The following is a 21,811-nucleotide window of genomic DNA, read 5'->3' on the forward strand; positions in this document are numbered from 1 at the left end:
TAACCGTCGCTAACCACGGCGGGCGGTGCCGAGGACGTGCGGAGAGGGCGGCAGCGGGATCGGGGTGTCGGGGAAGCGGAACCGATGCAGGTCGGTCAGCGTGAAGCCGGCCGCCTCGATCGCGGCGACGGTGTCCCGCCCCGTGTGGCAGCCGCCGCAGACCAGCGGCCAGCAGGTGGCGTCGACGAGGCGCTGCGCCCAGCGCAGGGCGCCGGGCCGCTCGGCGCGTACGTGCTCGAAGAAGCGCAGCTGCCCACCGGGGCGCAGCACCCGGTGGGCCTCGCGCAGCGCGGCGGCCTGGTCCGGCACCGAGCAGAGCACCAGGGAGAACACGACGGCGTCGGCGTGGCCGTCGGCGACGGGCAGCGCCTCGGCCACCCCGGCCGCCACGGTGACCGGCACCGGCGCGGCGGTGGCGGCGTCCCGCGCGGCCCGGCGCAGCAGGGGTTCCGGCTCGACGGCGAGCACGGCGGCGACCGTCGGCGGGTAGTGCGCGAAGGCCCGGCCGTTGCCGGCGCCCACCTCGACCACCCGGCCGCGCAGGCCGGCCGCGAGCCGGCTGCGGTGCGCGCCGACCCCGAGCCGGTCCAGCACGTCGGTGGCCCGCCCGTAGCGCCGGGCGAAGATCGGACGGGAGACCCCGGACATCGCATCCCCCTCTCGCTCGTTCGAGCCTAGCCCGGGTCGCGGGCGGGTCGCTCAGAGCGGCACGGCGGCCGGCGGGGTCGGCCGGGGGCCGAGGGTGAGCAGCAGCGGGCCCGCCGGTCCGTCGACCAGGTCGGCCAGCCGCGTCTCGTCGAGTACGGCGAGGAACGCGGCCTGCGCGCGGCGCAACTGCCCGCGCAGCCGGCAGTCCACCGCCAGCGGGCAGGCCGGCTGCTCGCAGGAGACCACCTCGTCGTCGCCCTCGAAGGCGCGGACGACGGCGCCCACGGTGAGCTGACCGGCCGCCTCGGCGATGGCCACCCCACCCGAGCGGCCCCGGATGGTCACCAGCACCCCGAGGCGTTGCAAGCGCTGGACGACCTTGGCGACGTGGCTGCGGGGCAGCGCGAGCCGCTCGGCGAGCTCGTCCACCGTCGTGCGCGCCGGGGCGACGGCGGCCAGCATGGCGATGCGCAGCGCCATGTCGGTGGACCGGTTGAGCTTCACGCACCGACCCTAGCCAGCGGATCCGTCCTGCGGCACGGGCCGGAAGGCCGGTGCCCGCTGTGATCCGGACGACCCCCGACCCGGGACCTTCGACCCTGAAGAGGAATCTCTGATTCCTGTTTATTGGGCACATCGGGAGCCCGGCGGGACGAAGCCGGCCCAACCGCAGGAGGAAGCGTGCTCACGGAATCTTCGGCAGCAGTGGTACGGGCGACCCTGCCCGCGGTGCAGGCGCACGGCGCGGCGATCACCGGCCGGTTCTACCAGCGGATGTTCGCCGCCCATCCGGAGCTGCTGGACCTGTTCAACCGGGGCAACCAGGCCACCGGGGCGCAGCAGGCCGCGCTGGCCGCCGCCGTCGTCGCGTACGCGGAGCACCTGGTCGGCCTCAGCGACGTGCCGTGGGGGCCGATCCTGGACCGGATCGCGCACAAGCACGCCTCGCTCGGCATCACGCCGGCCCAGTACACCATCGTGGGGCGGCACCTGCTCGCCGCCGTCGGCGAGGTGCTCGGGGACGCGGTCACCCCGGAGGTCGTCGCGGCGTGGGACGAGACGTACTGGCTGCTGGCCTGCGAGCTGGTGGCCCGGGAGGCGCGGCTCTACCAGGGCGCGGGGGTCGCCGAGGGCGGGTCGGTCTGGCGGGCGTGGCGGGTGGTCGAACGGACCCGGGAGACCGCGGACGTGGTCTCCTTCGGCCTGGCGCCGGCCGACGGCGGCGACGTGCCCGGCTTCGTCCCCGGCCAGTACGTCTCCGTCGCGGTCGACCTCGACGGAGACCGGGGTCAGCAGATCCGGCAGTACAGCCTCTCCGGCCGCCCGGGGGCGGCGCGCTGGCGGATCACCGTCAAGCGGGTACGCGGCGTGGCCGGCGCGCCCGACGGGATGGTCTCCACCTTCCTGCACGACCGGGTCGCCGTGGGTGACACGCTGCGGCTGAGCCCACCGTTCGGTGAGGTCAGCGCGGTGGCCGGGGACGGGCCGCTGGTGCTGGTCAGCGCCGGCATCGGGCTCACCCCGGCGATGTCCGCGCTGGAGCACCTGGCGGTCACGGCGCCGCAGCGGCCGGTGACCCTGGTGCACGCCGACCGGGCCGGCACCGCGCACGCGCTGCGCGACGAGCTGCCCCGGCTGCACCACGCCCTGCCCAACCTGCGGACCGCGCTCTGGTACGAGGACCCGGACGGGGCCGACGGCTCCCTCACCGAGCTGCCCGTGCGGGTCACCCCGGGGCGGGTCGACCCGGAGCTGATCCCGCTCGCCGCCGACGCCCACGTGCACCTGTGCGGGCCGCTGCCGTTCATGAACCAGGTCCGGGGCGGCCTGCTGCGCCGGGGCTTCCCGCGTGACCGGATCGCCTACGAGGTGTTCGGCCCCGGCATGCTCCGCGACGCGGACTGACGCTGCGGCCGGGACCGGCATCGCGAGAAGTCGGCGGTGCGCCGGTTAGGCGGCGGGGGCGAGGGTAGGGACTCTGCCATGCGCATCGCGATGATCTCGGAGCACGCCAGCCCGCTCGCCGTGCTCGGGGAGCAGGGCGCCGGAGGGCAGGGCGCCGGAGACAGGGCCACCGGCGGGGAGGGCGCCGGCGGGCAGCACGCCCACGTGGCGGAGCTGGCCGCCGAGCTGGTCGGCCAGGGCCACGACGTGCGCGTCTACACCCGCCGCGACTCCCCCGCCCTGCCCGACGCGGTGCCCACCGGCGACGGCTACCAGGTGTGGCACGTGCCGGCGGGCCCGGCCCGCCGGCTGCCCTCGGACGAGCTGCTGCCGCACCTGGGCGAGTTCGGCCGGTGGCTGGCCGGCCAGTGGCGCGACGGCGGCTGGCTGCCCGACGTCGCGCACGCCCACTTCTGGACGAGCGGGCTGGCCACCGTGCACGCGGGACGTCGCGCCGGGGTTCCGGTGGTGCTGACGTACCACGCGTTGGGCGCGGCGGCGGCCCGGCGGCAGCGGGACCCCCGGCACGCCGGCCCACCGGGGCGGCTCGGCTACGAGCGCGCCCTCGGCCGGGCGGTGGACCGGGTGGTCGTGCAGTCCCAGGAGGAGGTCGGCGAGCTGGTCCGCCTCGGCGTTCCCCGGTCCCGGATGGCGCTGGTCCCGGCCGGGGTCAACGAGCGGATCTTCCGCCCGGACGGCCCGGTCGCCCCGCGCGACCCGGCCCGCCCGCGCGTGCTCACCGTAGGGCGGCTGGCGGAGCGCATGGGCCTCCAGGAGGTCGTCCGGGCGATGCCGGCCGTGCCGGACGCCGAGTGCGTGATCGTCGGCGGCCCGCCGGCGGGGCTGCTGCCCGCTGACGGCTTCGCCCGCCGGCTGACCGCGCTCGCCGAGTCGTGCGGGGTGGCCGACCGGGTCCGGCTGGTCGGTGCGGTCCCCCGCGCGGAGCTGGCCGCCTGGTACCGCTCGGCGGACGTGCTGGTCGCCGCCAGCTGGCACGAGCCGTTCGGGGTGACCCCGCTGGAGGGCATGGCCTGCGGGGTGCCGGTGATCGGCACCGACGTGGGCGGCATCGCCGACACCGTCGTCGACGGGCTCACCGGCGACCTGGTGCCGCCGCGCGACCCGCGCGCGCTGGGCGTGGCGATCCGCCGGCTGCTCGCCGACAACGTGCGCCGCTTCGCGTACGCGACGGCGGCGCTGGACCGGATCCGCAGCCGGTACTCCTGGCGGCGCTGCGCCGAACAGCTCGGCGCCGTGTACGCGTCGGTGGGCGCCGCCGCCCGGCCGGCGCCGGCGATGGCCTGACGGGTCCGCACCACCCACCCTGGCTACCCGCCGGTAGCTTACGGCCGTAGGCTGGGCCGGTGAGCGCGCCCGGGGAGTACACGCAGGAGTACGTCGACGTCGATGGGGCCCGGCTCGGGGTGCAGGTCTACCCCGAGCCCGACGGGGCCCCCGGCGCCCCGGTCGTGGTGATCTGGCCCGCCATGGGGGTGCGCGCCCGCTACTACCGCCCCTTCGCCGCGCACCTGCGGGCCGCCGGCCTCGCCGTGGTCGTCGCCGACCTGCGCGGGAGCGGGGAGAGCACGCCCGCGCCGAGCCGCGCCTGCCGGTACGGCTACGCCGAGCTGGCCGCCGACGTGGGCGCGGTGCTGGCCGCGCTGAAGCCCCGGCTGGACGGCCGGCCCACGATCCTGCTCGGGCATTCCCTCGGCGGCCAGGCCGCCCTGCTGCACCTGGCCCTGCACGGCACCGGCGCGGTGGACGGGCTGGCCCTGGTCGCCGTCGGCGTCCCCTACTGGCGCAACTATCCCGGCCCACGCCGGTTCGGGGTCCTGCCGTACACCCAGGGGATCGCCGCCACCGCCCGGCTGCTCGGCGTCTGGCCGGGCTGGGGGTTCGGCGGCCGGCAGGCGCGCGGGGTGATCCGGGACTGGGCGCACACCGCGCGCACCGGCCGCTTCCCCGCCCTGGACGGCGTGGACGTCGAGGCGGCGCTGCGCACGCTGGACGTACCGGTCCTCGCGGTGAGCGTCGACGACGACCAGTACACCCCGCACGGCACGGTGGACCACCTCTGCGGCAAGCTCGCCGCGGCCACCGTCGTGCGCGAGCGCCTCACGGCGGCGCGGGCGGGCGCCCCGCTGGACCACTTCACCTGGGTACGCGCCAGCGGGCCGGTCGCCGCCCGGGTGGCGGCGTGGGCGGCCGACCTGCCCGGGGCCTGACATCCCGCTTCCCGTCCCGGGGCGTACTCCCGCGATCGGCGGGTATGCCGCTGCGCCCGTACGGTGGAAGGGGATCAGATGTCCGAACGACACACCGCCCTGCGCTCGATGCACGACCTCGGCCTCGCCGCCTGGTTCGGCGGCTCGCTGATGGGGGCGCTCGGCGTCAACGGCGCGGCGGCACAGATCGACGACTCGACCCAGCGGCTCCCGGTGGCCGCCGCCGGATGGTCCCGGTGGACGCCGGTCAACGCGGCGGCGATCGGGGCCCACCTGGCCGGCGCGGTCGGCGAACTGGCGACCGAGAGCCCCCGCATGCTCGCCCAGTCCGGGGTGGGCCGGATGAGCGCCGTGAAGACGGCCCTCACGGTCGGCGCGCTGGCGGTCACCGGCTACAGCCGGCTGCTCGGCATGCGGCTGCAACGGGCCGGCGGCCCCTCGGTCGAGGGGATCACCGAACCGAACCCGCAGACGCCGGCCGACGTGGCCTCCTACCAGCGGCAGATGCGGCTGCTCCAGTGGACCATTCCCGCGCTCACCGGCGCGCTGGTGGTGGTCACCGCCTACATGAGCGAGCAGCAGAAGCCCGGCCAGGTGTTCCGGGGGATGATCGGCCGGGTCGGCGGGCTGGCGAGCGCGCCGAAGACCATCGGCAAGGTGGCCGCGATGGGCGCGGCCAAGCGCCAGATGGCCATGTCCGGCCGCTGACCGTCCGCCGCGCGCCGCCCCTGCCCCGCCCAGCCACGGGCAGGGCAGGGGCGGCGCCCTGGCGGAGACGACCGGCATGCACCCGGAGGGGATCAGCCGCCGCGGCTGACCCCGGTGGGCGCGAGGGCCGCCCGGCCGAGGAGTTCGGCCAGCCGGGCGGCATCGCGCTGGGCCTGGTCGCCGCAGCAGTTGTTGAACAACACGTGCAGCTCGTCGACGCCGTCGGCCAGCCCGGTCAGCAGCTCCGCCCAGGTGCGCAGCTCCCGCTCGCCGTAGGCGTACCGGAACTTGTCCTGCTTGTCGCCGCTCTCCCACGCCGCGCTGTGGCCGTGGAACCGGACCACGGCCGGGTTCGCGGTGGCGACCAGGATCGGCGGCACCGACGAGGCGAACCCCTGCGGCATGTCCACGCAGACGAAGGAGAGGTCGTGCTCGCGCAGGAGGGTCAACGTGCGCAGCGCGGTGGCCTCGTCGGCGAACCAGGAGCCGTGCCGCAGCTCGACGCTCACCCGCCAGGGGCGCAGCCGCGCGGCGGTCTCGACGATGCGCCGCTCGGCGGCGGCGCTGCGCGCCAGCCACGGTGGAAACTGCAACAGCACCGCGCCGAGCCGGTCGGCCGCCGCGATCGGCTCCAGCGCCGCGCGGAACCGGCTCCACAGCTCGTCGTACGCCCCGGCGGGCAGGTCCCGGCGGCGCACGCGCGACGGGCCGCCGGCCGGGCGCAGGTCCCGGGGCAGCACCGAGACCGGCGTCGGGTGGCCGGTGAAGAGGCTGAACGCCTTGACGTCGAAGGTGAAGCCGGGCGGGGTGGCGGCCACCCACCCGGTGGTGGTCTCCGGCACGGGCACCGCGTAGTACGAGGTGTCCACCTCGACCAGCCCGAACCGTTCGGCATAGAAGCCGAGGCGGCCGGCGGGGGTGTTGACGGCGCGCGGATACCACCCGGAGCGCAGCAGCAGCTGGTCGGCCCACGAGGACGTGCCCACCCTGATCTCACCCATGTGGATCAGTGGACCGCGCCCCGGGCGGATCGGCAACCGGAGCGGCGGCAGGGCCGGGCGCGGCGGAAGTGTCGGTGGGTCTGCATAGGTTGGTCGGGACGTGACCAGGAAGGACGGTGGCATGACCAGTCCCGAGCAGCTCCGCACCGGCGAGCGGGCCGACCTCTTGCAGGCGCTGCGCCAGCAGCGCGCGTTCCTGCGCAGGACCGTGGACGGCCTCACCGACGAGCAGGCCGCGCTGCGCAGCACCGTCAGCGAGCTCTGCCTCGGCGGCCTGATCAAGCACGTCGCCCTCATCGAGCAGACGTGGCTGCGGTTCGCCGTGCACGGCGCCGAGGCGATGCAGGCCGGCCAGGATGACTGGGCCGACGGCTTCCGGATGGGCGACGACAGCCTGGCCACCCTGCTCGACCGCTACGCCCGGGTGGCCTCGGCGACCGACGAGCTGGTCGCCACGCTCGACCTGGACGCCGCCCACCCGTTGCCCGCCGCCCCCTGGTTCGAGCCCGGGGCGAGCTGGTCGGTGCGCCGGGTGCTGCTGCACGTGATCGCCGAGACGTCCCAGCACGCCGGGCACGCCGACATCCTCCGTGAGGCCATCGACGGCGCGAAGACGATGGGCTGAGCTGGTCCGTTCCGGTGGCGATGTGACACCCGCGCGCCCGATGGCGCTGAGGGACACGAGATGAACGCACACCGGATGGACCAGGAGACCGTCGAGCGCCTGCTGGCCGGCTCCGTCGGCGGCCCCGTCGCCGGCGCCGTCGGCAGCCCCCGGGGCGGCCTGGAGCCGCTGGTCCGGCTCCTGGCGGCGGTCCGCGCCGCCCCCCGCCCCGACGAGCTACGCGGCGAGGGCGCGGCCCTGCACGCCTACCGCCTGGCCCGCGCCGGTGCGACCGCGCCGGTCACCGCAGCCCGCGCCCGGCCCTCGCTCCTCGCCGGCCTGTTGAGCGCGAAGGCCGCGCTCGCGGCCCTGGCCATCGCCGCGACCGGCGGAGTCGCGCTCGCCGCCGCCCACGGCGCGCTGCCCCAGCCGCTGGGTGGAGCGGGCGAGCCGGCAGGGGCGTCGGCGAGCGGGCAGGCCGCGCCGAGCGGGTCGGCGGGGCGGACGGCCGGCTCGCCCGGGGGGATCCGCGACCCCCGGGTCCCGCCGGCCCCACTGGTCGTGCTCTGCCACCGGCTGCGCGCCGAGGCCACGGCGGACCGCGCCCTGGCCGAGCCGCGCTACGCGGACCTGGTCTCCGCCGCCGGCGGCCGGGACCGCGTGCTGAACTGGTGCGCCGAGGCGCTCGCGGCGTCGTCCGGCCCGGCCGCCCCGACGCCGACCCCGATGCCCACGCCCACGCCCACCCCGACGGGCCGGTCGGGCGGCGACAGCGGGCCGGACGGGCGGCCCGGCCGGTCCCCGGCCACCCCCTCGCTGCCGGTGGGGCCACCGCCGGGGGTCCCGGCGTCGCCGGGGAACCCGTCGCTGCCGACAGCCCCGTCGGTCCCGGTGACCCCGTCGGGGCCGGCGATCCCGTCGGCACCGGGAGCCCCGTCGGCACCGGCAGGCCGACCGGCCCCGGCCGACCCGTCCGCGTCCTTGCCTACCGCCCGCTGACCGCAGCTGGGCCAGGGGCGGGGGCGGGCCGGGGCGAGGCCAGGGCCCCGACAGCTGCTTCCCAGGTGATCGCTGGCACGGCCGGCCGTGCTGCCTCCGCGCCCGGCACCCACCATTCACCCGTTACTTAGAGCGACGCGTCAGCCAGGCAAGCCCACCATTGCAGCCAACCCCTTTGCTCTGCACACACATACGCATCGGGCACACAGCGCAAAGATGGAGCAAACCCTCAAACATCCATTCACCTTAATTCAAGCAGCTTGTTGCAGGTGTCGCGGATATGGGTGCAGAGCAAAGGGAGCGTGAGGTTGTTAGGCGGGCCGGAGCGGCGTGACGGAGGGTCAGGCGGCCGGCAGCGTCGCAGCCAACTCGGGGATATCACCGAGAGTGGTCGACGCGGGCAGCCGGCCCGCGTCACGGCGCGGCACAACGCAGCGCGGCGCGGCGCGGCTCAGCGGAGGCGGGGGCGGGGGCCCCGGTCTCCCGGCGCGCGGTCCCGGCCGTACGCGTCGGCGTGCCCCCAGCGGCCCGGGATGTCGAGCAGCTCAATCCGCCCGGCGCCCTTCGGCAGTGCCGGGTTGACCAGCAGGTTCTCGCCGCAGGGCGACAGCCCGAGGACGGTGCCGAGCAGCATCAGCAGCGCGCCCGACGACCACGACTGGGGCCGGCCGGCGTGCGGGAGCTGGACCGGGAAGCGGGTGAGGTCGCGGTGGTAGCCGGCGATCACCTCCGGCACCGGGTTGCCCAGCATCTGCACGACGTCGAAGATGCCGGCCGCGATCTGGGCCGCCGCCTCGTCGCAGCCGTACCGGCGCAGCCCGGCCGCGATGATCGCGTTGTCCGACGGCCACACGGAGCCGAGGTGCGCGCCGACCGGGTTGTAGGCCCGCTGCCCGTCGGCCAGGGTCCGCACCCCCCAGCCGGAGAAGAGCCGTGGCCCGAGGAGGTGCTGGGCCACCGCCTCGGCGCGCTTCTCGTCGACGATGCCGCTCCACAGCAGGTGCCCCATGTTGGAGGCGAGCGCGTCGACCGGCTCGCCGTCGGGCCCCAGGGCCAGCGCGTAGTAGTCCCGGTGGGGCAGCCAGAAGTCCCGGTTGAACCGCGCCTTCAGCTCCGCCGCCTCCCGTTCCAGCCGGTCGGCGTACGCGGGGTCGTCCCAGAACTCGCGGGCCAGGCGCGCGCCGCGCCGCTTCGCGTCGTACGCGTACCCCTGCACCTCGCAGACGGCGCGGGGCAGCGCCGGCGCGCGTCCCTCGGCGTCGACGATCGCGCCCGGCGAGTTCTTCCAGCACTGGTTCTCCAGCCCGGTGCGGGTGTTGCGCCGCTGGTAGCGCACGTAGCCGTCGCCGAGGATGTCGCCGTACTCGTCGATCCAGTCCAGTGCCATCCGGGCGGGGTGGCGCAGCTCGCGGACCAGATCGGCGTCGCCGGACCAGCGCTCGTACTCGTCGAGCAGGATCACGAACAGCGGGGTGGTGTCGGCCGCGCTGTAGTGCAGGTAGGTGGGTGACTCGCCGAAGACCGCGTTCTCGCCGTAGCGGTACTCGGCAACGATCTTGCCGGGTTCCTCCTCGCGGTGGTCGTCGAGCCGGCCGCCCTGGCCGAGGGCGAGCAGCCGCAGGGTGGGCGGGGCCAGCTCCGGGGTGAACGGCAGCGTCTCCAGGCAGGTGATCATGGCGTCCCGGCCGTACAGCGCCATCGCCCACGGCAGGCCGCCCACCGGCAGCTTGCCCCGGATCGACAACGGCGTGTACCGCAGCGCGGCGAGGTCGTCGAGGCTCCCCTCGTACGCCGCGCGGAGCCCGTCGTGCTCGGCGACCAGCTTCGGGGCGCGCTCGTGCCAACGGCGCAGGTCCTCCCGCATGTCCCGGCGGATCTGCTCGCGGTGGGCCTCCAGGCTGGACCGCAGGTCCCGGGCCCCCGCCCCCCGCATGATCATGCCGATGTGCAGGTCGGTCGTCCACGAGCCGTTCGGGGGGACCCGGATCCGGAAGGTCATCCCGCCGGGGTCCACCTCCACCGGGGCGGTGGACGACACGACGGTCTCGCGGGCGAACCGCTCCCGCTGGTAGAACAGCCGGAGCTGCCCCTCGGCCGGCATCGGGACGGCGACGATCCGCCGCTCCCTCGGCTTCTTGATCTCGGCGGTGTCGGCGAAGTCCGAGGCGATCTCCATCCGCACCGTGTAGTCCGCCGGTTCGGCCGAGTGGTTGAGCACGACGAGCCGCTCGTTGAAGCTGTCGTCGATCGACCGGTGCCGGATCACCGAGACGTCGGCGTCGACATAGTGGCTCGCCGCGCCGGGAACCAGCACGAACCTCGTCTCGAAGTACGTCATCTCGTCGCGGGACAGGGCCTTCAGCCGCTTGCCGTCGATGGTGAGCACCCAGCGGGACAGGAACCGGGTGTCGAACGAGAAGAGGCCGATGGGCGCGAGCGGATCGGGCGTCATGTCGCCCTGCGCGTCACTGACCGCGAAGGAGTTGCCGGTCAGCACGTTGACCAGTTCCTGCTTCACTGCCGCTCACCCCCGTGCGACTCCGACGTACGGTGCGTGGCGACCGCCCTGACCGCCACCTCCCGGGGGTGACGGGCGTCGGGCGGGCCGGGGAACAGCCGGCGCAGCAGCATCAGCAGCCGCAGGTCCCCCTGGGCGGTGACGTCGTTGCGGACCAGCGCCGCGCCGATGTGGGTGCCCTCGGCGACGAGCCGGTCGAACACCTCCCGGTCCCCCGCGACGACGAGGTCCGCCTCCTCCGCCGACCGGCTCACCCCGACCTGCTGGTCACCGATCGTGAGGAACCAGTGGTCGGTGCTGCCGTCGTCGCGGATGTCGAGGCGCACCGTGCCGCGGACGTTCTCCGGCAGGTCCTCGTGGCGACCCCCGACCCAGCAGGCCAGGTAGTCCGCGGCGGACGCGGTCATCAGCCCTCCCCTCCCGGACGACACAGGTCGTTTCCGGAGCATCCCCGCCCGGCGGGTGACCCCGGCTCACCCGGTCCGGGTGAATCCCGGGCGGGGCCGTCCGGGCCGGGCGCGGCGGCGACCGTTTGTCCGGACGCCGAACGGGCACGCCGGCAGCAAGAGCCGAGCGACGGAACAGGAGAGAGCCATGCGCGCGCTGCGGTTGCCGGGCTGGAAGTCCGAACCCGAGCTGGTCGAGGTGGCCGAGCCCACCGCCGGCCCCGGCCAGGTGGTGGTGCGGATCGGCGGGGCGGGGGCCTGCCACTCCGATCTGCACCTGATGCACGATTTCGACGCCGGGGCGGTGCCCTGGAACCCGCCGTTCACCCTCGGCCACGAGAACGCCGGCTGGGTGCACGACCTCGGTGCGGGGGTGACCGGCCTGGAGGTCGGCCAGCCCGTGGCCGTCTACGGCCCGTGGGGCTGCGGCACCTGCGACCGCTGCCGGGTGGGCGTCGACCCGTACTGCGAGAACCCCGCCGCCGCGCCGGTGCCCGGCGGGGGCGGCGGCCTCGGCCTGGACGGCGGCATGGCCGAGTACGAGCTGGTTCCCGACGCCCGGCACATCGTGCCGCTGCCCGAGGGGCTCGACCCGGTGCAGGCCGCGCCGCTGACCGACGCGGGCCTCACCCCGTACCACGCGATCCGCCGGTCGTGGCACAAGCTCGCGCCCGGCAGCACCGCGGTGGTGATCGGCGTCGGCGGCCTCGGCCACGTCGGGGTGCAGATCCTCAAGGCCACGACGGCGGCCCGGGTCATCGCCGTGGACACCCGCCCCGAGGCGCTCAAGCTGGCCGAGGAGTACGGGGCCGACCTGACGCTGCGTTCCGGCGAGGAAACCGCGCAGGAGATCCGTGCAGCCACCCCCGGCGGGCGGGGCGCGGACGTCGTCCTCGACTTCGTCGGCGCCGACGCCACGCTGCGGCTCGGCGCGGCGGCCGCCCGTACGCTCGGGGACCTCACCATCGTCGGCATCGCCGGCGGCACGCTGCCGGTGTCGTTCTTCGCCGTGCCGTACGAGGTGAGCATCCAGACCACCTACTGGGGCAGCCGGCCGGAGCTGATCGAGGTGCTCGACCTGGGCGCCCGGGGCCTGGTCCGCCCGAAGATCACCACGTTCCCGCTGGACCGGGCGGTCGACGCCTACCGGAGGCTGCAGGACGGCTCGGTGGAGGGCCGCGCGGTCATCGTCCCGTGAGCAGCAGCCCGCGCACGTAGGCGGCCTGGCCGACGTGCTGGAGGTCGTCCTCGGCGACGCTGACCAGCCGGACCCCGAGGGTCACCGGCGGGTCCCACGCCTCGTCGACCACCCGGTCCAGGTCCGCCGGCCGCAGCCCGGCCAGGAATCCCCGGGTCCGTTCCGCGACCGCGTCGTGGTAGTCGACGAGGACCCGGGGACCCTCCGGCGCGACGGCGGCGACCTGGTCCGGGGTGTGCGCGTAGCCGGTGTCGTCCGGGTCGGCGGACAGCCCGAACCGGGCCGCCCAGTCGCCGGTGACCCAGAGCTGCTCGGTGTCGAGCAGGTCGGCGACGTGGTGGTCCTGCACCCGGGTCAGGTGCCACACCAGCCAGCCCACCGGGTTCGCGCCGGGCGCGGGCGCGCGCCGCAGCTGCTCCGGGGACAGGCCGTCGACCGCGGCGCGGACCAGCGCGGGCAGTCGGCCGTAGGTCTCGGTCAGTACGTCGCTGATCTCCACGCGTTCCTCCTCGGCCGGGGCCTGCGGTCTCCTCGCCAGTACCGCACGGGCGGGCGACCAAATCTGCTCGCGGCAACGGCGCGGCCCCGCCCTAGGGTGGGCGGGTGGTCGCCGCGCTGGAGCTGTATCTCGACACCGACGCCACCCGGCGGATCCGGGTGCTGTGGGACGCGTTGGAGTCCGAGGGCGTGCAGAGCATGCGCAGCCTGCTGGAGCAGCGGCACCGGCCGCACGTGTCGCTCGCGGTGGCCCCGCGACTGGACCCGGACCAGGTGGCCGACGCCCTGGCCGGGACGACGGTGGCGGTGCCGCTGCGGCTGTCGTTCCAGCACGCCGGGCAGTTCGTCGGCCGGGTGCTCTGGCTGGGGCCGTCGCCCACGGCCGACCTGCTGGCCCACCAGGCGCTCGTGCACGACCGGCTCGCCGCCGCCGGGGTCGGGTTGGCCGAGCACTACCGACCGGGGCGCTGGGTGCCGCACTGCACGCTGTCGATGCGCGTGCCCAACGCCCTGATGGCCGCCGCGGTGCGGCGCTGCCTGGAGGTGCTGCCGCTGGAGGCGACGGTGGTCGGCGCGGCGGTCACCGACCACGCCCGGGGCATCTGCCGGCCGCTGCCCTGACCCGTGGCGCAACGACGCCGGGCTATGCGAGGAATCCTCACGGACCGTGCGCGGCCGACCAAGTCCAGCACTTAAGGATGATTCAGGGGTCGATTCTGGGGTCGAATGATCCCACCTCGCACGAAACCCAAATTACGGGTTATCTAATGTGTAGTTTCCTTGCCTAAATCGCAATTCGCTACTTACATTTCACGGAGTTTACGCTCAGCCTGTGCGGAGGAGAGCACGTGGAACTCACATTGACCTTCGACGCCGCGTACGCGGCCCACGCGGCGGTCGTCATGGCGTCCGTCGCCGAATCGAACCCGGGCCAGGCGGTCCGCTACTGGCTCATCGCGGCCGACGACGTCAGCCCCTCGGCGCGCGCCGCCCTGACCCGGGCGGCCGGGCCGGACGCCACAGTGGAGTACCTGCGGGTGGACACCTCCGTGGTGAACCTGCCGAAGGGCAGCGACCCGGTGATGGCGTACCTGTCCCCGGCGATGTACCTGCGCCTGCTGGTCCCCGCCGCGCTTCCCGACGAGGTGCGGCGGGTGCTCTACCTGGACTGCGACACGATGTGCACGAACAGCCTCGCCCCGCTGTTCGACGTGGACATGGGCGGCGCCCCGCTGGGCGCGGTCCGGGACCCGTTCAACCGGCGGCTGCTCGACATGGGCGGCATCCCCGGCCTGGCCGAATACCGCGACCTGGACCCGTACGCCCTCTACTTCAACTCCGGGGTGCTGCTCATCGACGTGGCCCGGTGGAAGGAGTGCGAGGTGACCGAGAAATCGCTGGCGTACCTCGCCCGGCACGCCCACGAGTCGCGGTACCCGGACCAGGACGCCCTCAACTACGCCGTGTACGGCAACTGGCTGCGGCTGCCCCGGCAGTGGAACGACCTGATGGCCTGGCGGCTGGAGCCCGAGTTCGGCGGGAAGCTCTCCGACTCGGCGGTCATCCACCCGGCCGGGCCGATCAAGCCGTGGCAGCCCGGCTTCCCGAAGGGGGCCCGCCGGGACCTGTACTGGCGGCACCGCCGCCGCAACGGCGGGCTGGTCGCCACCACGCGCCGCTGACCCCGGGAACCGGGCCGCCGCGTCGCTGACCCGAAGCACCGGGCCGCCGCGTGGCCGGCCCCGGGCCCCGAACCGCCGGACCGGACCGCAACCCGGCCCGGCGGGGCGGGGCACGGCGGGCGTTCTGCCATCATCGTCACGATGTCCGCCACCCCACCCGCGCCGACCGCCACCCCGGTCGCCGCCCGCGCAGCCGCACCCACGGCCGGCCCCGGCGCCCCCGCGCGCGGCGCCGTGCTCGAGGCGGTGCTGGAACGCGTCACGTACGTCAACGAGGAGACCGGGTACACCATCGCCCGCGTCGCCACCGACCGCTCCGGCGACGACCTGCTCACCGTCGTCGGCACGCTGCCCGGCGCGCAGCCCGGCGAGCGGCTGCGGCTGGTCGGCCGGTGGGGCTCGCACCCGAAGTACGGGCGGCAGTTCGAGGTGCACCAGTGCACCACCGTCCTGCCGGCGACCGTGCAGGGCATCGAGCGCTACCTGGGGTCGGGCCTGATCAAGGGCATCGGTCCGAAGATGGCGGCCCGCATCGTGGCCGCCTTCGGCGTGGACACGCTGCGGATCATCGAGGAGGAGCCGGGCCGGCTGGTCGAGGTGCACGGCCTCGGCCGCAAGCGCACCGCCGCGATCGGCGCGGCCTGGCAGGAGCAGAAGGCCATCAAGGAGGTCATGGTCTTCCTCCAGGGCGTCGGCGTCTCCACCTCGCACGCCGTGCGCATCTTCAAGCAGTACGGCGACGAGTCCATCGCCGTCGTGCGCGACGACCCGTACCGGCTCGCCGCCGACGTGTGGGGCATCGGGTTCCGCACCGCCGACAGCATCGCCAAGGCGGTGGGCATCCCGCACGACAGCCCGCAGCGGGTGCGCGCCGGCATCCGGTACACCCTCTCCGAGGCCGCCGACGGCGGGCACTGCTACCTGCCCGAGCCGAACCTGGTCGCCGACGCCGCGACGATCCTGGAGGTCCCGGCGGACCTGGTCGCCGCCTGCCTGGCCGACCTCGTGGCGACCGAGGACGGCGTGGTCGGCGAGGCGGTGCCGAACCCGACCAACGAGAGGGCGGTCATCCCGGCCGTCTACCTGGTGCCGTTCCACCGGGCCGAGTCGGCCCTCGCGGCGAGCCTGGTCCGGCTGCTGACCGACCGGCTGGACCGGATGCCGGCCTTCGCGGACGTGGACTGGGGCCGGGCGCTGGCCTGGCTGAAGGCCCGCACCGGGGCGGAGCTGGCCCCCGAGCAGGAGCAGGCCGTACGGCTGGCGCTGACCTCGAAGGTCGCCGTGCTGACCGGCGGCCCCGGCTGCGGCAAGTCGTTCACCGTCCGGTCGATCATCGAGCTGGCCGCGGCGAAGAAGGCGAAGATCGTGCTGGCCGCGCCGACCGGCCGCGCGGCGAAGCGGCTCACCGAGCTGACCGGCCACCCGGCGACCACCGTGCACCGGCTGCTGCAGCTACGCCCCGGCGGGGACGCCACCTTCGACCGGGACAACCCGGTCGACGCCGACCTGATGGTGGTCGACGAGGCGTCCATGCTGGACCTGATCCTCGCCAACAAGCTGGTCAAGGCGGTGCCGCCCGGCGCGCACCTGCTGCTGGTCGGCGACGTCGACCAGTTGCCCTCGGTCGGCGCGGGCGAGGTGCTGCGCGACGTGCTCGCCGCCGAGACGGTGCCCCGGGTCCGGCTGACCCGCATCTTCCGGCAGGCGCAGGAGTCGGGCGTGGTGGTCAACGCGCACCGGATCAACGCCGGCCAGGCCCCGGTGTTCGGCGAGCACCCCGACTTCTTCCTCTTCCCCAGCGACGAACCGGAGGTCACCGCCGAGCAGGTGGTCGACATCGTGACCCGGCGGATCCCGCGCCGGTTCGGGCTGCGCGCCCGCGACGTGCAGGTGCTCACTCCGATGCTGCGCGGGCCGGCCGGCGCCGGCAACCTGAACACCCTGCTCCAGCAGGCGATCGCCCCGCACCGCGAGGACGCGCCGGAGCGGCGGCACGGCGGGCGGGTCTTCCGGGTCGGCGACAAGGTCATCCAGGTCCGCAACAACTACGACAAGGGCGCGGCCGGGGTGTTCAACGGCACCGTCGGCGTGGTCACGGCCCTGGACCCCGACGAGCAGACCCTGACCGTGCGCACCGACGAGGACGAGGACATCGGGTACGAGTTCCACGAGCTCGACGAGCTGCAGCACGCGTACGCCATCACGGTGCACCGGTCGCAGGGCAGCGAGTATCCGGCGGTGGTGGTGCCGGTGACCATGGGCGCGTACACGATGTTGCAGCGCAACCTGCTCTACACCGCCGTCACCCGGGCCCGGAAGCTGGTCGTGCTGGCCGGTTCGCGCAAGGCGCTGGCCATCGCGGTGCGTACGGCCGGCACGGGTCGCCGGCACACGGCGCTGACCCACCGGCTCTCCCCCGACCGGCCCTGACCCGCCGGTGGTCGGCGCGGTCCGCCCCGCCGGTGTGTCGGCGCGGCGGTCGACGCGGTCCGCCGGGGACCGCGCCGACCGCCGGGCCGCTGCCTGGCCTACTCGGCGATCCGGGTCCGGCCGGTCCAGCGGAAGACGACCGGCGCCTCGCCGCCGCCGGAGTCCCGCTCGAAGTGCTCGTAGCCCCCGTAGTGACGTACCTTGATCTTGTGTTCCACCGGGGAGACCCGGTGGCTGCGCAGCTCGGTCGGCAGGTTGGCGGGCCCGCCCTCCAGCACGACGTCGATGATGCCGGCGGCCTCGCTGCTGATGGTCATGGCCGGCACCGTCCAGGCGATCCGGTCGTCGTCGTTGACGATGGGGTTCGCCGTCCGGGCGGTGGGGGCGGATTCGGAAACTGTCATCGCACGACCTCCGTCGTTCGTCGCTCCGCCACGAACGTAATCCAGGTCACACTCGGCGGGCACCCCTTAGCGACCCCCCAGCGCGCCGGTGCCGGCGTGGGCCGCCGGTGAGAAGGGAACCCTTCTCTACCGGAGACGTTAAGAGGGGGCCCTTCCTTTCACTCCCAGCGGAAGAAGCGGGTGGCCAGGACGCTGCCGGCGACGGCGGTGACGGCCAGGGCGAGCAGCTGCGGCCACGCCGGACTGTCGCCGGCCCAGGCCGCCGCGAGGGTGTCCACGGTGGCCCCGAGCGGCGAGTAGTCGCCGATGCGGGCCAGCACGGTCGGCATCTGGTCGCGCGGCAGCCAGGCGCCGGCGAGGAAGAGCAGCGGGAAGAACAGCGCCGGCCCGATGGACTGGGCCGCCCGCGCCGACGGGGCGAGCGCGGCGATGAGCAGGCCGACGGCGAAGAGGCAGGCCACGCCGAGCAGGAACGCCAGCACGAAGGCGGGCACGTTGGCCGGGGCCGGCTGGTCCAGCAGGAACCGTACGCCGATCGCGGTGACCACCGCGCCGGCCACGCCCATCACCAGGTTGACCACCACCTGTGCCACGAGCAGCAGGGCCGGGTTGACCGGGGTGGTGGCCAGGCGGCGCAGCACCCGCCGCTCCCGGTAGATGCCCAGCGCCATCGGCAGGGTGAACAGCGCGAGCATGCCGATGGTGAGGGCCAGCGCGAGGGCCGGCAGGAAGGTCAGCTCGCCGTGCTGCCCGGCGTCCGCGCCGGAGGCGCCGCGCTGCGGCAGCCCGAAGACCAGCATGAGGCCGAGCGGCAGGGCGAAGACGAAGAACAGCGACACCGGCTCGCGCAGGAACAGCTTCGCCTCGACGGCGATCAGCTTGGACAGGGCGTTCACGAGGACCTCTCGTCGGTCGACGGCGGGGTGGTGGCCCGGGCGGCGCGGCCGGTCAGCGAGACGAAGGCGTCGTCCAGGGTGGGCTGCTCGACGCGCAGGCCGGCGTAGCGGACCTTCTGCTCGGCCAGGGCCGACAGCACCGTCTGCAGGACCTGTTCCGGGCCGGTGACGGTGACCTCGTCGCCGGAGCGGCGCACCCCGGTCACCTCGGGCAGCGCGGCGAGCAGCGCGTCGTCCACCGGGTCGAGCGGCCGGAAGTGCACCCGGTGCTCGGTGCCGACCCGGGAGAGCAGGCCGGACGGGGTGTCGATGGCCACGACCCGGCCGGTGTCGATGATGGCCAGCCGGTCGCAGAGCCGCTCGGCCTCCTCCATGAAGTGGGTGACCAGCACGACCGTCACCCCCCGGTCGCGGATGCGCTCGACCAGGTCCCAGGTGTCCCGCCGGCCCTGCGGGTCCAGCCCGGTGGTCAGCTCGTCGAGGATCGCGATCTCGGGGCGGCCGACCAGGGCGAGGGCCACGGAGAGCCGCTGCTTCTGCCCGCCGGACAGCTTGTGGAAGGCGGTGTCGCGCTGCGCGGCCAGGCCGAGGTCGTCGAGCAGCTCGTCGATGTCGGCCCGGTTGCGGTAGAAGGACCGGTAGAGGTCCAGCGCCTCACGCACGCGCAGCTTGTCGGGCAGCTGGCTCTCCTGCAACTGGGCGCCGACGCGCTGCCGCACCTCGGTGCGGTCGCGGACCGGGTCGAGCCCGAGGACGCGGACGGTGCCGCCGTCGGCGCGGCGCAGCCCCTGCACGCACTCGACCGTGGTGGTCTTGCCCGCCCCGTTGGGGCCGAGCACGCCGAAGATCTCGCCCTGGTCGACGGTGAAGGAGACGTCGTCGACGGCGATCTTGTCGCCGTACCGCTTGTGCAGGTGCTCGACCTCGATGACCGGCATGGGCGTGGTCCTCCGTCAGGTGCGGACTGCCGCCGGCGAGGGCGGGCCCTCGGGGGAATCGCGGCGTCTGGGTGCTGGGTGGTGTCGCGGTGCTGGGGATGGGAGTGCGGTGCTGGGGTATGTGGTGCTGCGGGTGCGTCGTGGCCACGGTCGGACGACGACCGGCGCACGGGCGGTCGACGCCGGATATCATCCGGCCAACCGAGGCACGAATCAACTCATCGGCTGACGAACCGGGGTGCCGACCGGGATCGGGACCGGCCGGCAGGGGTGCGGGGCGGTCACCCGGCGTGTCCGTCCACCCCGGCCGGTCCCCGGCCGGGGGCCGCAGGCCCGTCGCCGCCGGCCACGGGTCGGTCGCCGGGCGGCGTGGCGCCGGGGGCTGGGCACGGGTCGCAGAGCGGCAGCAGCTCCCCCAGCCCGGCCAGGACGACGTCCGGGCCGGCGGCGAGCAGGGTCGCCGGGTCGGACTCCCCCCACAGCGCCGCGACCGCGAGGACCCCGGCGGCACGGGCGCTGGCCAGGTCGCTGGGCGCGTCGCCGACCATCAGCGCGTCGGCGGGCGCGACGTCGAGCAGCTCCAGCGCCCGGCGCACGATGTCCGGGGCCGGCTTCGGGCGGGCCACCTCGTCGGAGCCCACCACGTGGTCGACCAGGCGCAGCAGGTCCAGCCGGCCCAGCAGGTCGCGGGCGCGCACCCCGCTGCGGCCGGTCGCCACGGCCAGCCCGATCCCCCGCCCGCGCAGCACGCCGAGCAGGTCGGCCGCCCCGGGCACCGGCGTGACCAGGTGGGCCAGCCGGTTGCTCTCCCGCACGAAGGGGTCGGCCATGGCCGCCGGGAGGCCCATCAGCCGCAGCACGTCGGGCAGGTAGCGGCCCGGGTGGCGGCAGTATTCGTCGACGGGTGCGACGCCGCCGCCGACCACCTCGGCGTACGCGAGGGCGAACGCCTCCCGGGCCACGGCGAGGCTGTCGACCAGCACACCGTCGAGGTCCAGGACGACCGCCCGGACTCCCCCGGGCACCCCGGACCGGCGCACCGCCACACCGGCCACCGGCGTCACCTCCCCGCCCACGCGCACGACACGCCGACGCCGGCCCGTAGGGGTGGCCCGCTCCGGGCACCCCGACTAGCGTCGGGTCGCCGGGACCCGCCGGGCCGGGTCGACCGCGACGACCCGACCGGCCGGCGTCCCCGCGAACCCTACCGGTGGAGAGGTGCGTCCACATGCCGCTGCTGAGCTGGCTGTCCGAGTCCGCCGACGACCGACCGGACGCGGTCCGGGTCGACGACCGGGCCGTGTCCTGGGTGGAGCTGCGCCGGCTCGCCACGGCGGTCGCCGACGACCTGGGCGGCGTGGACCGGGTCGCCGTCGAGGCGACGCCCACCCTGGAGACGGTGGTCGGGGTGGTCGGGGCGCTGCTGGCCGGCGCGGCGGTCGTGCCGGTGCCGCCGGACGCGGGGCCGATGGAGCGGGAGCACATCCTGCGCGACTCCGGCGCGACGGCGCTGCTGGCCCCGGCGGGCGGCACCGCTCCGGCCGGCGACGGGGGCCCGCCGGTGATCCCGGTCGACCTGGCGCGGCGGTCGGACACCGTCCACCCCGAGCCGGACCCGGCCGCCACCGCGCTGATCCTCTACACCAGCGGCACGACCGGGGCGCCGAAGGGCGCGGTGATCGGCCGGGGGGCGGTCGCCGCCTGCCTCGACGGGCTCGCCGACGCCTGGGCGTGGACGCCCGAGGACCTGCTGGTGCACGGGCTGCCACTGTTCCACGTGCACGGCCTCGTGCTGGGGGTGCTGGGGCCGCTGCGGCTGGGCAGCCGGCTGCACCACGTGGGCCGGCCGCGCCCCGAGCGGTACGCGGCGGCCGGCGGCACGGTCTACTTCGGCGTACCCACGGTGTGGTCCCGGATCGCGGCGGACCCGGAGTCGGCGCGGGCGCTGCGCCCGGCGCGGCTGCTCGTCTCGGGCAGCGCGGCCCTGCCTGCGGCGGTCTTCGCGGACCTGGCCGCCCTCACCGGCCACGAGGTCGTCGAGCGGTACGGGATGACGGAGACCCTGATCACGGTGAGCGCGCGGGCGGACGGGCCGCGCCGGCCGGGGACGGTCGGCGTCCCGCTGCCCGGGGTGCGGACCCGGCTGGTCGACGAGCACGGCGCGGCGCTGCCCGCCGACGGGGAGGCGATGGGCGAGCTCCAGGTCGCCGGCCCGACCCTCTTCGACGGCTACCTCGGCCGGCCGGACGCCGACGCGGCCACCCGCACCCCGGACGGCTGGTTCCGCACCGGCGACGTCGCCACGATCGGCCCGGACGGGTGGCACCGGATCGTCGGCCGCGCCGCCACGGATCTGATCAAGAGCGGCGGGTACCGGATCGGGGCCGGCGAGGTGGAGGACGCCCTGCTGGCCCACCCGGGGGTCCGGGAGGCCGCCGTGGTCGGCACCCCGCACCCGGACCTCGGCCAGCAGGTCACCGCGTACGTGGTGGGCGACGGGGTGGACGGCCCGGAGCTGATCGACTTCGTGGCCCGCCAACTGTCGGCGCACAAGCGGCCCCGCGAGGTGCGGCTGGTCGAGGCGCTGCCCCGCAACGCCCTCGGCAAGGTGCAGAAGACCAGGCTGGCGGCGGACTGAGCCGGGGGCGGACGCCGGGCCGCGCCGGGGG

At 75.3% G+C, this 21,811-nt stretch carries 21 protein-coding genes; 11 read left to right on the forward strand and 10 right to left on the reverse strand.

Going from position 1 to position 21,811, the window contains the following annotated elements:
• Nucleotides 1–9 precede the first annotated feature (9 nt).
• Nucleotides 10–648 carry a class I SAM-dependent methyltransferase gene (locus LPA42_RS04585; protein ID WP_077937054.1) on the reverse strand — a complete coding sequence of 213 codons (639 nt, stop codon included), beginning with the start codon at nucleotides 646–648 and terminating at the stop codon, nucleotides 10–12.
• Nucleotides 649–699: 51 nt separating this feature from the next.
• Nucleotides 700–1,152, reverse strand: a complete 453-nt coding sequence (locus LPA42_RS04590) for an Rrf2 family transcriptional regulator (RefSeq protein ID WP_077937053.1) — start codon at nucleotides 1,150–1,152, stop codon at nucleotides 700–702.
• Nucleotides 1,153–1,329: 177 nt separating this feature from the next.
• Between LPA42_RS04590 and LPA42_RS04595 the strand changes: the two genes are divergently transcribed.
• The 4 genes from LPA42_RS04595 (at nucleotide 1,330) to LPA42_RS04610 (ending at nucleotide 5,528) form a co-directional block, all read left to right on the forward strand.
• A complete protein-coding gene (locus LPA42_RS04595) occupies nucleotides 1,330–2,553 on the forward strand; it encodes a globin domain-containing protein (protein ID WP_228986338.1) in 1,224 nt (407 codons plus the stop codon).
• A gap of 78 nt (nucleotides 2,554–2,631) precedes the next feature.
• The gene (locus LPA42_RS04600) at nucleotides 2,632–3,897 is read left to right on the forward strand and encodes a glycosyltransferase (protein WP_077937051.1); all 1,266 of its coding nucleotides are present in this window, start codon (nucleotides 2,632–2,634) and stop codon (nucleotides 3,895–3,897) included.
• Nucleotides 3,898–3,956: 59 nt separating this feature from the next.
• On the forward strand, nucleotides 3,957–4,820 hold the full coding sequence (locus tag LPA42_RS04605; RefSeq protein ID WP_077937050.1) for an alpha/beta fold hydrolase: 864 nt from the start codon (nucleotides 3,957–3,959) through the stop codon (nucleotides 4,818–4,820).
• 78 nt (nucleotides 4,821–4,898) lie between these two features.
• Nucleotides 4,899–5,528 (forward strand): hypothetical protein, encoded by a 630-nt coding sequence (locus tag LPA42_RS04610; RefSeq protein WP_077937049.1) that lies wholly within the window; start codon nucleotides 4,899–4,901, stop codon nucleotides 5,526–5,528.
• A 92-nt stretch (nucleotides 5,529–5,620) separates the two neighbouring features.
• Here the strand turns inward: LPA42_RS04610 and LPA42_RS04615 are convergent, their stop codons facing one another.
• Nucleotides 5,621–6,529, reverse strand: a complete 909-nt coding sequence (locus LPA42_RS04615) for a DUF72 domain-containing protein (RefSeq protein WP_077937048.1) — start codon at nucleotides 6,527–6,529, stop codon at nucleotides 5,621–5,623.
• Nucleotides 6,530–6,650: 121 nt separating this feature from the next.
• On the opposite strand from LPA42_RS04615, the gene LPA42_RS04620 reads away from it, so the two are divergent.
• Both LPA42_RS04620 and LPA42_RS04625 read left to right on the forward strand, forming a co-directional pair.
• Nucleotides 6,651–7,154 (forward strand): DinB family protein, encoded by a 504-nt coding sequence (locus LPA42_RS04620; protein ID WP_077937047.1) that lies wholly within the window; start codon nucleotides 6,651–6,653, stop codon nucleotides 7,152–7,154.
• Between the two features lie 60 nt (nucleotides 7,155–7,214).
• Nucleotides 7,215–8,132, forward strand: a complete 918-nt coding sequence (locus LPA42_RS04625; protein ID WP_144082602.1) for a hypothetical protein — start codon at nucleotides 7,215–7,217, stop codon at nucleotides 8,130–8,132.
• Nucleotides 8,133–8,583: 451 nt separating this feature from the next.
• Here the strand turns inward: LPA42_RS04625 and LPA42_RS04630 are convergent, their stop codons facing one another.
• The gene (locus LPA42_RS04630) at nucleotides 8,584–10,650 is read right to left on the reverse strand and encodes a glycogen debranching N-terminal domain-containing protein (protein ID WP_077937045.1); all 2,067 of its coding nucleotides are present in this window, start codon (nucleotides 10,648–10,650) and stop codon (nucleotides 8,584–8,586) included.
• Complete coding sequence (locus LPA42_RS04635) at nucleotides 10,647–11,057, reverse strand: SCP2 sterol-binding domain-containing protein (RefSeq protein WP_077937044.1); 411 nt, start codon at nucleotides 11,055–11,057, stop codon at nucleotides 10,647–10,649. The genes LPA42_RS04630 and LPA42_RS04635 overlap by 4 nt, the downstream gene beginning before the upstream one ends.
• A 187-nt stretch (nucleotides 11,058–11,244) precedes the next feature.
• Between LPA42_RS04635 and LPA42_RS04640 the strand changes: the two genes are divergently transcribed.
• Nucleotides 11,245–12,294: an NAD(P)-dependent alcohol dehydrogenase gene (locus tag LPA42_RS04640; RefSeq protein WP_077937043.1), complete on the forward strand. Its 1,050-nt coding sequence runs from the start codon at nucleotides 11,245–11,247 to the stop codon at nucleotides 12,292–12,294.
• Here the strand turns inward: LPA42_RS04640 and LPA42_RS04645 are convergent.
• Nucleotides 12,281–12,793, reverse strand: coding sequence for a DUF664 domain-containing protein (locus LPA42_RS04645; protein WP_077937042.1), 513 nt, complete (start codon nucleotides 12,791–12,793; stop codon nucleotides 12,281–12,283). The two genes, LPA42_RS04640 and LPA42_RS04645, sit on opposite strands and share 14 nt — an antisense overlap.
• 104 nt (nucleotides 12,794–12,897) lie before the next feature.
• Here LPA42_RS04645 and LPA42_RS04650 point away from each other — a divergent pair, with 104 nt between their 5' ends.
• The 3 genes from LPA42_RS04650 to LPA42_RS04660 all read left to right on the forward strand — a co-directional run bounded on the left by LPA42_RS04650 (nucleotide 12,898) and on the right by LPA42_RS04660 (nucleotide 16,904).
• Entirely contained in the window at nucleotides 12,898–13,413 is a 516-nt protein-coding gene (locus LPA42_RS04650) for a 2'-5' RNA ligase family protein (RefSeq protein ID WP_077937041.1), read from the forward strand.
• Between the two features lie 227 nt (nucleotides 13,414–13,640).
• Nucleotides 13,641–14,474, forward strand: a complete 834-nt coding sequence (locus LPA42_RS04655) for a glycosyltransferase family 8 protein (RefSeq protein WP_158229401.1) — start codon at nucleotides 13,641–13,643, stop codon at nucleotides 14,472–14,474.
• A gap of 141 nt (nucleotides 14,475–14,615) precedes the next feature.
• Nucleotides 14,616–16,904, forward strand: coding sequence for an ATP-dependent RecD-like DNA helicase (locus LPA42_RS04660; protein WP_077937039.1), 2,289 nt, complete (start codon nucleotides 14,616–14,618; stop codon nucleotides 16,902–16,904).
• A 98-nt stretch (nucleotides 16,905–17,002) separates the two neighbouring features.
• Here the strand turns inward: LPA42_RS04660 and LPA42_RS04665 are convergent, their stop codons facing one another.
• The 4 genes from LPA42_RS04665 to LPA42_RS04680 form a co-directional block, all read right to left on the reverse strand.
• A complete protein-coding gene (locus LPA42_RS04665; protein WP_228986339.1) occupies nucleotides 17,003–17,308 on the reverse strand; it encodes a DUF5988 family protein in 306 nt (101 codons plus the stop codon).
• A 158-nt stretch (nucleotides 17,309–17,466) separates the two neighbouring features.
• Nucleotides 17,467–18,204: an ABC transporter permease gene (locus LPA42_RS04670; protein ID WP_077937038.1), complete on the reverse strand. Its 738-nt coding sequence runs from the start codon at nucleotides 18,202–18,204 to the stop codon at nucleotides 17,467–17,469.
• The gene (locus LPA42_RS04675; protein WP_077937037.1) at nucleotides 18,201–19,142 is read right to left on the reverse strand and encodes an ABC transporter ATP-binding protein; all 942 of its coding nucleotides are present in this window, start codon (nucleotides 19,140–19,142) and stop codon (nucleotides 18,201–18,203) included. Before LPA42_RS04675 ends, LPA42_RS04670 begins: the two co-directional genes overlap by 4 nt.
• Before the next feature lie 281 nt (nucleotides 19,143–19,423).
• On the reverse strand, nucleotides 19,424–20,197 hold the full coding sequence (locus LPA42_RS04680; RefSeq protein ID WP_228986340.1) for an HAD-IA family hydrolase: 774 nt from the start codon (nucleotides 20,195–20,197) through the stop codon (nucleotides 19,424–19,426).
• Nucleotides 20,198–20,370: 173 nt separating this feature from the next.
• Between LPA42_RS04680 and LPA42_RS04685 the strand changes: the two genes are divergently transcribed.
• Nucleotides 20,371–21,780 carry an acyl-CoA synthetase gene (locus tag LPA42_RS04685; RefSeq protein WP_077937036.1) on the forward strand — a complete coding sequence of 470 codons (1,410 nt, stop codon included), beginning with the start codon at nucleotides 20,371–20,373 and terminating at the stop codon, nucleotides 21,778–21,780.
• Nucleotides 21,781–21,811: the final 31 nt, after the last annotated feature.

The sequence above is a fragment of the Micromonospora sp. DH13 genome, from assembly GCF_020873825.1.
GTDB lineage: Bacteria > Actinomycetota > Actinomycetes > Mycobacteriales > Micromonosporaceae > Micromonospora > Micromonospora haikouensis.